A 15,569-nucleotide genomic window follows, 5' to 3' on the forward strand; every position below is an offset into this window, starting at 1 on the left:
CGACGGAGGAGGGATCTTGACGCTCCAGCGTCATGAACCTTCTCTCGAGCGGAGCGAGGGATCTCGGCCGCTGGAGCGGCCATAACGGCATTCCCACGCTGGAGCATGGGAACGAGCCACAGTACGGCTTGTCATCTCGACCGAAGGGAGAGATCTTCCATACGAAGTCATGGTGTTGGTTGAGCACAAGATTTCTCACTGCGCTCGAAATGACACTAAATGTCAACACCACCTGGCGGCGTGCGAGCGATACCTATGGATTTGGATACACGATTGACCGGGGCCCTGGCGCTCCTGGTAACGGCTTGTCTTGTGCTGGGATGTGCCTCGCCCGTGGACATCCCTGATGCTGCCGGTAGCCAGTTCGAGGTCGGGACCAACCAGGGAAAGGACCCCTGCACCTTGTATGGGCGGTCCGCACCCTCGAAGATCGCGGCGGCCGGTGCCGGCTATTTCAGCCTCCAATGCGGGAGCTGGGATCAGCCGAGCGGTTCGGTGTTCGTCGTCGATGCCGGCTCGAATTCCCCCCGATCCTTGATATCGGAGGGCTGGTGGCGGTTGCGTTTGGATCAGTTTGCCCGGTGCGGCGCGGCGCGTCCCACGTCCATCCTGGATGGGGTCGAGGCACTGGCCCTGGACTGTAGGCTATACTCGGGAAACTGGCCCTATCAGGCGGTGGTGGCCCGGATCGGTGAACGTATCTACCTCGGTGATGGGATTCCCGGGGCATTCCGACCGCTGGAGCAGGGCATCGGCGTGGTCAGCGGTCGCGTTTGGAGTGACGCCGGTCCCAGGGGGTTGTCCGCAGAGATGCGGCGTCTGGAAGGGCTGATCGCGAGCGCCAATTTCGACGTCGGCGATGTGACCCAGTACAAAGGATTGCTGCGCTTGGGCCGGTATTACAATCAACGCGGCCAATATGCACTCGCCGAGCGGCAGTATCGCAAGGCCCTGTTGCAGGCCGAGAAGCGGCGGCCGGAGCTGGTCGCATTCCTGAGCATGCATCTGGCTCTCGAGCTGAGCAATCAGGAGAAGTTCGAGGCCGCCGGTGCCATGTTCGAGCGCGCGGAGGCGACGCTCGTGGACGCCGCTTCCCCGGCCATCGAACGGGCCCGTCTCGATGCCTACCGCTCGATGCATTTGGCCAATCAGCGCCGGAACCGCGAAGCGACCGTGGAGGCGGAACGCGCGAAGGAGCTGTTCCAGCTCCAAGGCTATGTCCCCTCGAGCGTTCGGCACGATCTGGATAGTGGGCGCGAATTCACTGCCGACAGTGGGTTACTCATTGGGACCTTCGGCTTGTCATTGATCCGTGGCGGACCCGCCTCGGCCCGCGGCAACGCGATCAAGCCGGCCTATGTAAAGGGCAAGGCCCTACTGCTGCAAGGGCGACTGGATGCTGCGGAGGCGGCATTCCGGCAAGCACGGGCGCTCTTCGATGCCGATTTCGAGGCACCGCGGGATTGGGTCGTGGAGATCGACGTGCTCGGTGCCCAGATTGCGGAAGCGCGCGGCGATCTGGCCGCCGCTCAGCGCCTGCTCAACTCCGCCGTTGCCTCCGAGCGGGCCCTGATCGGTAGCACCCGCGCCGGGGGGATGGCCTTCTTGGCGCTGGGTCGGGTGCATGCCCGGCGGGGCCATGAGCGTCGGGCATTGAGCGCGTTTCGGGAAGGCTTCGAGATTATCGGCGAACAAGGCGGCAATGTAGACCTGGACGATGTGCTCCCATACTTCCAAATCGGCATAAGGCACCTTGGAGGACTCGGCGGTGGACGGCTCGCCGACGAATTGTTCGAAGCGGCTCAATTGGTGACGAGCCCTTTGGTGACCCAGCAGATCGCTCAGGTCTACGCCCGGCTCGAGTCCGGGAGCACCAAGGTCAGTACTCTGCTCAGACAGATGCAGGATGCCCAGGCGCGACGCGAGCGGATTCGCCAGGATCTGGACGCCAGCTCAGGCGCAGCTCGCGAGCGGCTCAAGCGTCGCTGGGATGAGATCAGCGCTCGGATCGGGGCGCTCGAGCTTGAGGTTCAAACGGCCTCTCCCGGCTACAATCAGTTGGTCCTGTTCAAGCCCATTCCCGCCTCGGAGGTACGGCAACGGCTCCGCGCAGACGAGGCCTTGGCACATATTCTCATCGGTGCCGACGGTGGGGTCGGATTTCTGGTCGATCGGGACGGCATCCAGGTCTACGACATCGGGCTGTCGCGCGCCGCGGTCCGGCGCTTCGTGCGCGCGCTGAGACGGCCGGTGGAAGCCGACGAAATACCGGCCTATCCGATCGACCGGGCCTATGCCCTGTATCGGCATTTGTTCGGACCGGTCGAGCGCGCAGTCCGCACCAAGCACCACCTCATCACCATTCCAACGGGAGCTCTGCTCAGCTTGCCTTTCGCCATGCTGGTGACGGACGTGCCGCCGGTGGTGGAGGGCTTGGACTACTCTGCGGTCCCATGGATGGTCGCACGCCATGCCTTGACCGTGTCTCCGGCCGTGCAATCTTTCGTGAGCCTGCGCGACACGCCCCCGTCCAAGGCACCCAAACCCTTTGTGGGCTTCGGTGATCCGGTGCCCGGAGGCAGGACAGCGACCTTGATGTCGGCAGTGGATATGCCGCGGACATCGACCTGTCGCAGGCAGGCGTCCTTGATCGCGGATTTTGCGCGCTTACCTGGTACTGCGGTCGAATTGAAGGAGAGCGCCGGCGCCCTGGGTGCAGGCCCCCGGGACGTCGTTCTACAAGGTGCCTTTACGGTGCCTGAGGTACGCCGGCGCGATCTGACCGATTATCGCTATATCTCCTTTGCCACTCACGGGTTGCTGCCGAGTAAGCTGGAATGTCTGCCCGATGCCGCTTTGCTCACGACCCCGAGTGCGGGCTCGGGATCTTCCGCCGCCGGTCTGCTGCTGGCAAGTGAAGTGGCAGCGGAGCTCGAGATGGATGCGGATCTGGTCGTGCTGTCCGCCTGTGATACCGGTGGTGGCGGCAAAGAAAGCAGCGGTGAGGCACTTTCCGGCCTGGCGCGCAACTTCTTTTTCGCGGGGGCCAGAAACCTACTCGTCAGCCACTGGGAGGTCCCCTCACTAACCACGCTCGAGCTCTTGGTGCGTACCTTCGAGAGGCTCTCCCGCGGTGGGCAGGACATCGCAAACGCATTGCGCGAAAGCCAGCTCGGTATCATTAAAACCGGTAGCTTTTCCCACCCCAAGGCGTGGGCGGGTTTTACCCTGGTCGGTCACGGTGGCTGATGTGGAGTGCTTGGTGCTTATGTCCCTCGCCGTACCCCAATATCATCAAGTTAAGCCTCAAAGCCCCTCTCCCGGCGGGAGCGGGGCGAAGCTCGTAGGTTGGGCAAAGCCGGCAGGATGTGGTGAGCGCCTGCCTACCGCCTCAGGAATGTCTGCCTGTGCCCGGCCTATCTACCACCTCAGGGATGGCTAGGCACAACAGACAAGGGGCAGGCCGCGAACCGCATCTTTGGACGGCGGCGTGCCCAACAAATCATTTAAATATTAACCACCACCAGAACACGAGATTTGGTTTGTTCGCATTCAGGGGATTTTGATCCGCAAATGAATGCAGAATGGACGCAAATCGAATTTATCGAGGAATAGTACAGGATTTCCAGGATTAACAAGAACTTGTATCTAAAATGCAAGAATCCTGTGTAATCCTGTAAATCCTGTCCGATTAGGGTTGCGCGACAAATAACCCAGACCGTGCCTTAATAATGGCATTGGGCTGGAGTGTGGGGGCCAGCACTCCTGCAACAGCTAACGACCGGTAGCCGGCGGCTGGCAGCCGGTAGCCTACTTGCTGTTCTTCGCACCTTTCGCCGCATCTTCCAGCGCTTGTAAGCCTGCGGTTATCCCTGTTAAAGACACTGGGATGCTGTATTTCTTGCCGTTGGTAAGGCCGTAGCCGATGTTTGCCTGCTTCCCTAACTTAAGGTTTTTTCGGAGTTTCTTCGATATGGGGAAGATGGCCAGACAACCCTCGGATCGGCAATGATGGAAGGGGTGGGTGTTGGATTTTACCTCGTCCACGCCGAACTCGATCCCCGGCATGAGCATGACTTCCAAAGGAGTTCGTATTGCGATCAGCAGGCGCGACGGCTTACCTGAAAACTGCAAGACAACACTTATCAGCGGTTCTTCTTTATTCTCCTTGAGAAAAACCCGTTGTATGAGGAAACAAGGAGCACCTTCCGGACATTGCAACGCCCAGTCCCCATGAGCCTCTACCTTGGGCGGCTGTGGTTGGGCCTCTGTGTCGGCCGATTGTGGTTGGGCCTCTGCGTTGGCTGGTTGTGGTTTAGCCTCTGCGTCGGCCGGTTGTGGTTGAGCCATCTCTTCGCCGGCGCCGGCCAGGGGCCAGGTCAGTGATAGCAAAAGAGCCATACTTACAAATTTTCGGGTCATCATCTCGTAGCTACCAAATCTTGGGAAACTCGCCGGCCGCGCTGTGGGCGACCTCCGCGAGTGTCGTTTGTCCATCCATCTCGGGAGACAGAAGGTGGTCCTCGACCAGCCCCCGGTCCCTGAGTATTTGAACCGCAAAAGCGTACAGGGTAAAGCCTCAATCACCGTTGCTTCCAGCTTCCGGTCGCCGGTCGCCGGTCGCCGGTCGCCGGTCGCCGGCAGTGTAGCAGTGTGGAATAATCTGCGCCCGGTGGTTTTTTAAGCTGTTTCGACTCTAATTTCGGCTGCTGTTTAAACGCAACCGACTCCTTCGGGAACTGTCGAAGTGGAACCGTCCGGTCGAGTCGTCCTGGAGCAGCTTCCGTTTCGCACGGGGCTATGGTCGAGGTACTGGTCGTTGATCAGAGCCCCGAGACCGGAGAGGTGGAAAGCTGGCGCGCACTTTTCAAGCACATCCAGGGCTTGCCTCAGTCCCGATCGATCACTGATGAGGATATCATCAAGGAGATCGACGCCTATTGGAACGGTCGCTGAGGATCGGGGTCGACACCAGCGTGCTGGTGTCCGCCGCGATTCGCGACCGGTTGCCCGAGCAGGTGCTGCTGTGGTATGTCGCTCAACCCGGACTCGATTGGCTCGTCACCGCGGAGATCCTGGAGGAATATGTCGGGGATGATCGAAAGGGTCGATTCGAGTCTGGCCCTGTTATCCGATCCGTCCGAAGAGGCATTCCCATTGACTTCCGTATCCGCCGATCGTGGGCGCATCACGGCACGCGTTCCGATCCAGGTCCGGGAAACCCTGGAGATGGCTGCAGGCATCGTGGGTGCCACCATGAACCAGTTCATCGTACAGACGGCGTTGCGCGAGGCCGAACGCGTCATTGAACAGGAGCGCGTCATCCGGCTATCCGCACGCGACGCGGAAGCATTCCTGCGCGCGCTCGACGCCCCCCCGCCGCCGAACGACGAATTGACGGCGGCCCTCGAAGACTACCTGACGCGACGCGATGATCAGACTGGAACCCTTGACTGGAGACCACGACAGAAACGCGTTTGACTGCGGCATCGAGGCACTCGATAAGTGGTTGAGGCAAATCGCCTTACAACACCAGCGTAAGGGAATCTCGCGCTCCTTCGTCGCGGTTCCAAACGATGACCAATCAGTTGCGGCATTCCGCAATGCCGGCTATGAAGGTGTCGGTGCCGACAGCATTCTCGGCTTCTATGCCATGGCTTCGGCCCATGTCTCGATCGGCGATCTCCCTGCCGGTGTAGTGAAACGATATCCACGCCGGATCCCTGTCACGCGGCTGGGTCGTTTGGCGACCCGGATCGATATGCAGGGTCAGGGGTTGGGGCGACTGCTGTTGGCCGATGCCGTGAATCGCGCAAAGGGCGCGGCTCAGGCTGTTGGCAGCGCCGGCATCATCGTGGACGCCAAGCGCGACCGAGCCTCGCGGTTCTACCAAGCCTTCGGGTTTAGACTCTGTGAGGATCAGCCGCTGATACTCTGTTTGCCGATGTGGTCCCGCAAGTGACGGCGCGCAACTCGGAAGAGCACACCCCCATTCGATCTCTGGCGAGCCCGATCGGTGCCAACGGCTTCGGTTTTGTACGAGCGATCAAACCAGAAATCCTAATGCCAGGCGACCAGCAGATCTACGAGGAGGCCGTGGGTACTGACGTACTTCATACGTGGCTTGCACTGCTACAAAACTACGGACCGCCGGCCCATGACGACAAAGGCCGTCCCCGTCGGCGGAATCCAGCCCGACGGGCGGCGGCTTGACGTGGGGCCTTCCTGCCCGGTGCGGTGGAAATCTCAGTCGTGCATTACCCCGAGATACGGGGACAGGATACGCATCTGCAGCCGAGGTTCTGAAAGCAACGGCGAACGCAAGAGTCGTGGCAACACCAAGAACGGTGACAAACATCTCGCCTGGGCCAGGGTCCCCGAATGACAATCTCTGCCGAAACAAGCGCTTGGCCTGAAGAAGCGAGTCGGGCGGATTGGACAGGGCACGACACAAGCCATCGGCTTGATCGCCTGCCAAAATCAGCTACCACTCCCAGAGGGGGTGGTTTGATGAAGGCCCCCAGAGGAGGCCGGTTGTCCAATGAAAGGGGCTAAGACCCTTAGAGGCTGTCTAAAAACTAACCTATTGATTTTAAATCGGTAGGCCGGGGTGAGGAACGAACCCCAGCTGTGGTTATTGCTGGGTTTTGGCCATCCCTGGCCGCAACCCAGCCTACGGCCTACGGTCTCTTTTTAGACAGTCTCTTAATCTGTTCGTCGAGACCGACCGCGCTCACGCAGTATCCCTTTGCCCAAAAATGTAACCTGGTGAAGTTCCGTTTCTGTCCAAGACACTCCCGGTGAATTCTGATCGCTGACTTCCAGTTCAGAAAACCGATCGTGTTGGCCACGCTGTACTTCGGCGGGATGCTCAAGCACAGGTGAATGTGGTCGGGCATCGCATGCCCTTCCACCATCTCGACCCCTGGTTGCTGACACAGGTCGCGCAGAATCCCCCCGATCGGTCTCCGCAGACTCCCGGAGATCCCACGGCGACGGTACTTTGGAACAAACACAACGTGGTACTTGCAGTACCATTTCACGTGGGACTGGCGTTGCCAATCTCGCATCATGACCTCCTTCCGGTTTGGCTGATTGGAAGGAGGTCATCTACTACACCTCAATGCACGCCGGAACGGCAGAGCCTCAATGAGTCCACCGCCAAAGGCGGTGGCTTACCGGTTGTGAGTTATACCTAAATCTTGCAGGTACATCTGTGGCGAGGAGGGCTAAGGTGCTGGAGATCGGCGTTTTTTTACCAGATTTTGACGGAGGCGTAGTTGTTCTGCAGTGAATCAAAATTGGGTTGAAAAAGTCTAAAATTCAGTACCTTAGCCATCAGTAGGAGAGGCACTTGCAAGATTTAGGTTATACTTCGATGTTGAACCCGCACCCATTCATCGCCGAACGACTGAGGAGAAAGACCCATGAGTGATCAGGTGGAACTGATCTCACTGGCCGAGTTGATCGAGCAGATCAAGACCGACCTGCTGACCAACGCCGTGAGCGACAATCCAGCCTTTTTCATCGATGGGATTGAGGTTACCGCCCAGGTCGTTGCGAGGCGGGATAGAGCTAAGGGGGGTAAGGCGAGTACGGGGATCAACCTCGCGGTGCTTGGTCTCAGGGCCGATGCTGGCCTCGACATCAAAACCGCATTAGGCAGTCAGCTGACCCAAACCGTCACGATCAAGCTCTCCCCATTGTTGACAAAGGACGAATCCCTGGGACATCTCGATCCCACGAGTCGGTATGAAGTCGAGCATAACGCCGCCGAGATCCTTATACGTGGCGCCCGAGGTGAATCCCCAAATGCCGTCTGAGCCGAATGTTATCCGAGTTGGAGTGACAATTGGACGCAGCCGAGCTTCGTATTGCTCTGGAACTGAACCCGCAGAAGTGGGTGTTGATGCTACGAGCCAGTTCCGAAGTCATCGGCGAGGTCGAGCGGGACCCGACGCCGCTGCCCTTTAGCGCCGACGAGTTGGGCTTGTTTGAAAGGGCGCTCGACCTGAACGGTGGCAATGATCTTAAGCGCACCTTCAGTGCAGACGAAATCGCACAGCTAAATGCCATGGAGTTACTGCGCCCACCGCGCGACCAACCCACAGACGTCATCCTAAGCGGGCATGACATCCACCGCGAGCAACTGCGCATTCAAGTCCGCCGATGGCTTGCCAAAATGTTGCTCGACCCTCTGGCCGGGGAGATCGATCAACACTTTGCAGCCCTGCGTACCGCCGACCCCGACAAATATCCTGTCCTGTACCTGCGCCTGGAGCTACGTCCGGAACGAGACCTCGCGCTGCTACGCCTGCCCTGGGAACTGCTGCACGAGCATCGCCTGACCAGGGGTGATATCCACATCGGTCGCTACATTCTCTACGGTGCCATCCCTGGCCTGCCGGCACCGGCCGAGCGGTTGCGCGTTCTGGTCCTGCAGAGCGACCCTGCCGACGACGACCTGCCACATTTGCATCTGCGTGAGCGCGACGAGATCATCGCCGGATTGAAAGGCACACCACTCGCTACCCGTGTCGCAATCGAGCCCGTCGAGCCTGCCGGATACCGGGCGCTGCAAGGCGCCCTGCGGGCACATGGGGACCAGCCCGTCATCGTCCACTTTGCCGGCCATGGCGAGTTCGGCTGGCGTTGCGAGCAATGCCGCGGGGTCTCCCATGCCCGCGAAGGCAATCCCTGCGGCGACGCGGAATGCGGTTTCTACCGCCATGGTGAGCCTACAGGCTTTCTTGCCTTCACCGATCCCAACACAGGAAAAGTAGACTGGGTTGGCATTGCTGGCCTGCGAAATGCGCTCAAATGGGCAGACGTGCGTTTGGTGGTGCTGAACGCCTGCAAGTCCGCTGCCGGCCGCGGCGGCGAGGATGTCTTCAACGGCATGGCCCAGCAGCTGATGGATGTCGTCCCGGCCGTCATTGCCACCCCCTTTCCGCTGGCGACAAAGGTGGCCGAGGAATTTGCCCGGTTGCTTTACCAGGCGCTAGGCCACGGACTACCGCTCGTGGAAGCCCTGCACCAGGTGCAACAGGACATGACCGAGCCCCATCCGGACGAATGGTATCGGCCCGTGCTCTACCTGCGCGCGCGGCAAGGGGACGGCAGGCAGCTGTTGCTGCTCGATACAACCGAGCTGTCCACAACGGCCAGCACCAATGATGGTCCCGTATTGATACCCCAGGGCCAATGCGCCGATCCGCCCATCCAAGCCCAAGCACCCGCTCCCACTACCGCCATTGGTGCAGTTACTGGTCAGAAGCCCGAGCCGAGATCGGATTCGGATAACTCTAAGATTGTAGTTTCTCATGGCAACAGGCCTACCTCGTTTTGGGATACCTTCACAGATGGTATGCACACTGGTCCGGAAATGATCTGGCTTCCCGGCGGTACCTTCCGGATGGGCAGTACGCAAATTGTCGACAACGATAGAGAACAGTTACCCCACGCAGTGACACTCGGCCCCTATGCGGTCGGCAAGTATCCAGTCACAGCCGGTGAATTTCGCGATTTCGCCGAGGCGACCGGCTACCGCACCAGGGCGGAGCAAGAAGGGGGTACTTGGGTGAGGGACAAGGATGGTTATGAGCCCAAACAAGATGCCAATTGGCGCAATCCGTACATCGACCAGGACGACAAGCACCCCGTCGTGTGTCTTACCTGGGATGATGCCAAGGCTTACTGCAACTGGCTCAGCAAGCAGACCGGACAAACCTACGGGCTGTTATCCGAGGCACAGTGGGAATACGCCTGTCGTGCGGGCAGCGAGACGACCTACTGCTTCGGCGACGATGAAGGACAACTCGGCGACTATGCCTCGTATGTTCGCAACGCGGGCGACAGAACCCGGCCGGTCGGAGAGAGATGTGCCAACGCCTGGGGCTTGTATGACATGCATGGCAACGTCTGGGAGTGGTGTGGGGACTGGTTCGCAGACTACTCAGCTGATTTCGAGCAGGACCCGCATGGTCCGGAGTCGGGTTCTACCCGAGTTGTCCGCGGCGGCTCCTGGGTCAGCGACGCCAGCGGCTGCCGTTCGGCGTACCGCCACAGGAACGGGCCGTCGTACTGTAACAACGATCTCGGTTTCCGCCTCTCGAGGACTGGCCCTTTGCACTCTTAACCCTTTTACACGGGGGTTGCCGCAACCCTCCAGTTAGGGGTTTTTCGCATTGCCCATAGCATAGCGCACACCTGATGCGGCACCAAACTACTCCCATTGGTGCTGGTTGGCGCTTTACTCGACTATGCGAAAACTTTGGTCGCTTCTTCCAGCTTTGCGTCGATGAGATCTGCGTCTGCCGCTCCAAGGGTAGACCAGGCCATCATGTTCTTGCAGGCAAGGAGATAACGTAGGTTGATCTTGAGGTCGCTAGGTGCGTTACGGGCCTCCAAGGCCCCGCAGAAGTCATCCCGCAGCACGTCTAACAGGATTCCCTCCAGGTCTCCGAGATCGATATTCGACAGGATGTCCCTACCTCTCGCTTTTCTGGAGGTCATGCGCTCGGCGATCAATTCCCCGTAGCGTGCATCGATGGGGCTGTGCTTCAGCTCTCCGAGCAATTGCTCGAACGTCAAGCTTCCCGGTACCCCCTTGACCCTGCGAATGAACTCTCGCATCTGCTCCTCGAGCGCCAAGATTCTCTCTCTGAGCTTGGCGTTGCGTAGTCGCGGCATGAAGTACACCTTATAGACGCCGATGAGGATGATGCTCACCACCAAGAACATCAGGAGGTACAAAAGGGTCTTTAATAGCTCCGTTTCTCCCTCTAGGCGTTGCGCATGCAGCTCGGCCTCCACATCCTGGATGTCCTTGCGTACATCCAGTACCTCCGGATTATCCGGGATCTGCCTCAAGCGATCCCGTGCCTTAGCCAGCAAGGCCTCCGTGCCCTGCACTCCGTTGCTTGCCGATTGCCTAGCTTCGGCGACATCGACCTGTGCGAGCAGGCGTTGCAAATCTGCTTGCCCGAGCTTCGGGCGTTCCCGCTCCTCCATCGCCTTCAAGTCATCGAGGATCTTGCGAGCTTCCTCGTACCGCCCAAGCTGCATCAAGGCACGGGACTCGTCGGCCTTGGTCGAGGCGTTGTCCGGATCGATGTTGATTGCATTTCGGAAGTGTTCAAGTGCCTGAATCGCAGAGCTTGAATCATTGCGGTCAAGGAGTATCCGGCCACGGGTACGCTCCACGAGCAGGCGTTCAGTATCCGAGTCGGCTCGCCGTGCCGCCCTTTCCACGGCCTCCAGGGCCTCGTCCGTATGACCGATTGCACCGGTCACTTCCCCGAACAAGAGGGATGCACGGAACGCTACCTCCTTGAAAACGTTCCGATCTTCATCGCTCAAAGCCTCAATGGACTCGGAACTCACCCGTTCGGTACCGAGTCCCGCGGCCTTCAGTTTCTGCCGGCTCTCTGCCAAGCGTTTCTCCCGGTACAGAGATTCCCCCACGAGAAACCGAGCGATGTGCTTGCGCGGATCCTCTTCGGAATGGATCGAACTCTCCGCCTTTTCGAAGGCGATCAGCGCAGAAGGATACGCACCCCTCTGCTCATATGCCTTCCCCATTTGGACGTAATAGGGATAATACGCCGGTTGCGGAGGGCCCCCAAACCGCGAATCGAAGAGCTGATAATAGGCCTGCGCCAGTTCGAACTCTCTTATGTTGAAGTAGGACCTCGCCAGTGCCAGCATAATGGCTGGGTCCTCATTGGGCCTAATCATTAAATTATAGCGCTCTGCCTCCCGCAAGGACTCGATCGCTTCCTTGTGGCGTCCAACCTCGGCCAGAGACTGACCGAGTGCGAAGCCGATCTGCAATCGGCCCTCGGCGTCAGACGTCAATTTGCGCGCCCTACGATATTCGTCGATCGCTTCCTCATGACGGCCCGCCTCCGCCAGCGCCCCGGCCAGGTTGACGCGAAATCTTCCATTCTGATCATCGAGCCGGGTCGCGATACGGTGGTGTTCTATCGCACATTCGGCATCCTGCTGATTCCCATGCGTACAGGAGAACGCAAACGCGGTATGCACCTGAGAGGAATCCGGCAGCTCATCGATTAGCCTGCTATAGGTAGCATAGACCCGGTTTGGATCGTTTTCAAAGACCTCGTGCAAGAGCAAATTGTGCGCCGCAACCAGGCCCGGATCGGCCTTGATTAGACCGACGAGAAGATTTTCTGCTTCGTTGCGGTTTCCCATGCCAATCTCCGCCTTCGCTGTATAGAAACGGATGTACCTATTCTTCGGATAAAGATCCATGAGAGTCCGAAACTCTCTTTTTGATTCCTCATACCCTTCCCTGCTCATGGCCCTACGCCCTTCGGGCTTCAATAGCTCCCATATGCGATAGGGTACTTGCCCATCCTCGGGGTCCGTTTCCAGCACGCGTCGATAGTAGTTCAGTGCCTCCTTGTCCGATTTGCTATGCTGGGCGATCTCCCCGAGCAAAAGCAGGGCCTCTATGCGATTGGGGTCCAGTTTCAGTGCGGATTTCAAGTCAGCGCGGGTCTTTTCAAGGTCCTTCTTACTTCTCCACTCCTGTGCACGCATGAGATATCCTCGCACCAGAATCTCCTGCCGCGTCTCGTTTGATTGTGCCGCAGCAGACGGGGGAAAAAAGCCCCCGAGAAAGCCAACGAATAAGACCGGCAAGAGCGTATTGCTCAACCTCGATTTGCCTATAAGACCGAATGGATGAATGTGTCCCATCGGTTCACCTCCAAGATCCGAATCATCTACTTGGACTTAGTTCTTGCGTCAGGATACGCCAGTTTTGCCCTCTGCGAACCAGTTGCCAATTCATAGCGTATTCCGTCGTTTCGCCATCGAGATGGCCTCTGAAGCGAGCAAAGACGACTGCCACTCCGCTTGCCTTGTCACAGCTTCGCAGACGTACGCGAATGTCGGAATAGCTCCCCGCGGTGCTAATCGTTTTACGCAAAGTCTGTGACCGCCTATTCTCAACCCAATGAGATATGGCCTCATCCACCAGACGGGCATTGACCTTCTCCAGATAGCTGCGCACAGTCCTTGCAGCGGACTCGCACGCCGATGCACTGGGGGGTTGGTGGCACTGTCCCTCGAGTTCCCTCAACTGCTCTTTCAGCCCCTTGAGTTCCCTCAACTGTCTTTCCAACCTTTTGTTTTGCTTCTCCTGGGAGGCAAGCTGCCGGTGGAGATCTTCATTCTCAGGTTGCAGACGATCAATGGTTTGCTCCGATTGCTCCATTTTCCGGTCCAGGTCTTCGACATACCCTTCCATCCGTTCTCGCTCAGTCTCAGCGAGTCGGCGTTCACCCCTCTCGACCTCCAATGCCTTAGTCTGAGTATTGAGATCACGCTTTAGCCGATCATGTTCAGCGGTCAGTTCCTCCAAGCTTTGTCGCACAGTCAGCAATTCATCTTCCTTGCGCTCCCGTGCCACACTTTCTTTGGCAAGCTCCTCTTCCGCCTTGGTCAACGCCTGTCTCAGCTCCTCGACCTGAATCCGAAGATCCTCATCGCCCTGTACACTCTCTGGAGGACACGGCGGCTGTGCCACCGGTTTAGGAGACAGCGGTGCAGAGGTGTCAAGCGGGGCATCGAAAACGGACTGGGAGCCAAGGATCATTACAAGCGTCCACAGGACAATCCCGAGGGTAACCTTGATCAAGAAGCCCCTCTCCTCCCGCTGAACTGTGTCTTGCGGTATTCCAAGCCAGCTTTTCCGCGTGCCGGAAGTCCCGCCGTCCCGTCCTCTCATTTTTGGGAATCCCACGTCTCTACCCCTTACGCATCGTCTTCCGTTTGTCTCCAGATCCATATTTCATAGTTGTACCTTACTTCAGGTGCCGGACACGAACCGTTGGGAGACCCCCGGAAGGCTCGGCAGAGGACATTATTAGATCCTTCTTGGCCAGAGGTATCCAACCAACGGCAAAGCCCAAACCCTCCGCGATAACTCTTGCTGCGAGAAAGACATCGTAACTATCCTCTCGGACTACGAAGAAGATTACTGTGGTCTCCCTCGAACGTACGCGCAACAAGGATGATTGGAAATCACAGCCGGCTGGCTGATAGAGCTCATCGGTGTTGCAGCCCACTGCGAAGATATTGCGTGCTAGTATATAATCTTGCTGCGATCCTACGAGTAACGGCTCGTAATTGTTCTTATTGACCTGGTAGATCTTCCTTCCATCGGCCTCGAAGTTGACTAGAGTTTTCGGGCGAACGGTCTCGTACCCGGAGACGCCCCCCTGCCGATCCTTTGCAGAGAGCTGCTCAATGCGCTCATCCAGTACGGCAAGTTTCCGTCTCTCCTCTGTAATCTCCCCCTGAAGTGATTCCAATACTTGCCGGTTGGAATCTGTCCTAACGCGCCTCTTCTCGCTTTCGATACGCCTTGCGACCAGCTCACGCTTCAGCTCATTTCTATAGTTTTCACGCAACCGGTAACGCTCACGCAGTTCGTCAATGCGGATCAGCAGGGTATCGATCTCTCTCTCAACGGCCACTCGTGCCTCTTTCTCATCATTCTCGCTCTGAGATGCACTTGAGAATTCCTTCTTGCGCCGCTCCCGCCTCCATCCTTGAAGCTTTTCTTCGGCTTCTTGCAAAACACCCCTCTGGTTTCTCAGCTCCGCCTCCAGCTCCCTGAAGCTCATCCGATCCGGCGGACTGAAGGTTCCCGGAATAATGACTGGCAATGTCCCAAAGATAATCAAGGCGAGTAGCGTCAACAAAGGGTCCTGCAAGACATCGAGCGCACCCTGGTTATCACTCATGGTTCCAAATCCCCCAGTAATTCCTCCAGGTCCACATCCTTAGGGAGCGGTTCCAAATGCACATCCAATCCCCAAGCCTGGATTAAATATAGATGTAGCTCGTAGTAGTACTCGACCGCGCTTGGGCGCAACCAGAGCATCACAGGCCTCTGTCGCAGCCGCGCCCAGTCGCGCGCATCCGTAGCCGAGGAAATTGTCCGCCAATCATCGCCCGGCAGGACTCGGTACTCCTTCGATCGGACCTCGACATGGACGAAATCGCTCGCCTCGCCCGGTACTCCAAAACGCACCCGATTCTCGAGCTCGGCAACCTCGGTTTTCTTTTTCCTCCGCTCGGCGCGTAGCTCTCTCAACAAGGTCTTGAGATCTCGTATCTCCAATCTTTGATTGGCACCACCCATCGAAGACCTGTACGACTCTATCTCTTCAACGAGCTGTACCAGGGATTCCACGAGCTTATCGTATTTCTCCCCAAGCTTTTTCCCCTCGCCTCGAAGCCGGTCACGCTCCTCGTAGAGCTGCTGCATTTCCGATCCCGACTCCGCATCCCTTAGGAATTCGGCAAGCAAACGTTTCTGAGTGATGATCTCGTCGTTCTTGTCGCCGATGCGTTGCTTCACATCTTGCAGGTTCCTCGTCTCTTTCTCATAGAGCTGCGATTCGCTCAGCATGGTTGTCCAGGCTAGTCCCAACACCAGGAACGTTACTACGCCTACGACGCATAGCAAGAGGAGCAGCAGTTCGATTCCTATGCCTTCATTGTTATCCATAGCGCCTTTATTACAGAGC

12 protein-coding genes are annotated in these 15,569 nt (G+C 58.1%); 6 read left to right on the forward strand and 6 right to left on the reverse strand.

From position 1 onward, the window contains the following. Nucleotides 1-255 precede the first annotated feature (255 nt). Complete coding sequence (locus E1958_RS14355) at nt 256-3,249, forward strand: CHAT domain-containing protein (protein WP_166664663.1); 2,994 nt, start codon at nt 256-258, stop codon at nt 3,247-3,249. Nucleotides 3,250-3,810: 561 nt separating this feature from the next. Here the strand turns inward: E1958_RS14355 and E1958_RS14360 are convergent. Further along, nucleotides 3,811-4,425: an invasion associated locus B family protein gene (locus E1958_RS14360; protein WP_165741933.1), complete on the reverse strand. Its 615-nt coding sequence runs from the start codon at nt 4,423-4,425 to the stop codon at nt 3,811-3,813. Nucleotides 4,426-4,800: 375 nt separating this feature from the next. Here E1958_RS14360 and E1958_RS14365 point away from each other — a divergent pair, with 375 nt between their 5' ends. The 3 genes from E1958_RS14365 to E1958_RS14375 all read left to right on the forward strand — a co-directional run bounded on the left by E1958_RS14365 (nt 4,801) and on the right by E1958_RS14375 (nt 5,962). Continuing rightward, the gene (locus E1958_RS14365; protein WP_243448429.1) at nt 4,801-4,956 is read left to right on the forward strand and encodes a hypothetical protein; all 156 of its coding nucleotides are present in this window, start codon (nt 4,801-4,803) and stop codon (nt 4,954-4,956) included. Between the two features lie 138 nt (nt 4,957-5,094). Beyond that, the gene (locus tag E1958_RS14370; RefSeq protein WP_207787766.1) at nt 5,095-5,481 is read left to right on the forward strand and encodes a type II toxin-antitoxin system TacA family antitoxin; all 387 of its coding nucleotides are present in this window, start codon (nt 5,095-5,097) and stop codon (nt 5,479-5,481) included. Beyond that, nucleotides 5,432-5,962, forward strand: a complete 531-nt coding sequence (locus tag E1958_RS14375) for a GNAT family N-acetyltransferase (protein ID WP_133512475.1) — start codon at nt 5,432-5,434, stop codon at nt 5,960-5,962. The genes E1958_RS14370 and E1958_RS14375 overlap by 50 nt, the downstream gene beginning before the upstream one ends. 718 nt (nt 5,963-6,680) lie before the next feature. Here the strand turns inward: E1958_RS14375 and tnpA are convergent. Then, nucleotides 6,681-7,073 (reverse strand): IS200/IS605 family transposase, encoded by a 393-nt coding sequence (gene tnpA / locus E1958_RS22085; protein WP_207787767.1) that lies wholly within the window; start codon nt 7,071-7,073, stop codon nt 6,681-6,683. A 354-nt stretch (nt 7,074-7,427) separates the two neighbouring features. On the opposite strand from tnpA, the gene E1958_RS14385 reads away from it, so the two are divergent. After that, nucleotides 7,428-7,823, forward strand: coding sequence for a trypco2 family protein (locus tag E1958_RS14385; protein WP_133512477.1), 396 nt, complete (start codon nt 7,428-7,430; stop codon nt 7,821-7,823). An 86-nt stretch (nt 7,824-7,909) separates the two neighbouring features. Then, a complete protein-coding gene (locus E1958_RS14390; protein ID WP_133512478.1) occupies nt 7,910-10,138 on the forward strand; it encodes an SUMF1/EgtB/PvdO family nonheme iron enzyme in 2,229 nt (742 codons plus the stop codon). Between the two features lie 122 nt (nt 10,139-10,260). On the opposite strand, the gene E1958_RS14395 is transcribed toward E1958_RS14390, so the two are convergent. The 4 genes from E1958_RS14395 to E1958_RS14410 form a co-directional block, all read right to left on the reverse strand. Continuing rightward, nucleotides 10,261-12,567: a tetratricopeptide repeat protein gene (locus tag E1958_RS14395; RefSeq protein ID WP_165741936.1), complete on the reverse strand. Its 2,307-nt coding sequence runs from the start codon at nt 12,565-12,567 to the stop codon at nt 10,261-10,263. A 181-nt stretch (nt 12,568-12,748) separates the two neighbouring features. Next, entirely contained in the window at nt 12,749-13,669 is a 921-nt protein-coding gene (locus E1958_RS14400; RefSeq protein ID WP_133512480.1) for a hypothetical protein, read from the reverse strand. Between the two features lie 166 nt (nt 13,670-13,835). Then, nucleotides 13,836-14,780, reverse strand: coding sequence for a hypothetical protein (locus E1958_RS14405; RefSeq protein ID WP_133512481.1), 945 nt, complete (start codon nt 14,778-14,780; stop codon nt 13,836-13,838). Continuing rightward, nucleotides 14,777-15,550, reverse strand: a complete 774-nt coding sequence (locus E1958_RS14410; protein ID WP_133512482.1) for a hypothetical protein — start codon at nt 15,548-15,550, stop codon at nt 14,777-14,779. Before E1958_RS14410 ends, E1958_RS14405 begins: the two co-directional genes overlap by 4 nt. Nucleotides 15,551-15,569: the final 19 nt, after the last annotated feature.

This window comes from Candidatus Thiosymbion oneisti, from assembly GCF_004359955.1.
In the GTDB taxonomy this organism is placed as follows: domain Bacteria; phylum Pseudomonadota; class Gammaproteobacteria; order Chromatiales; family Chromatiaceae; genus Thiosymbion; species Thiosymbion oneisti.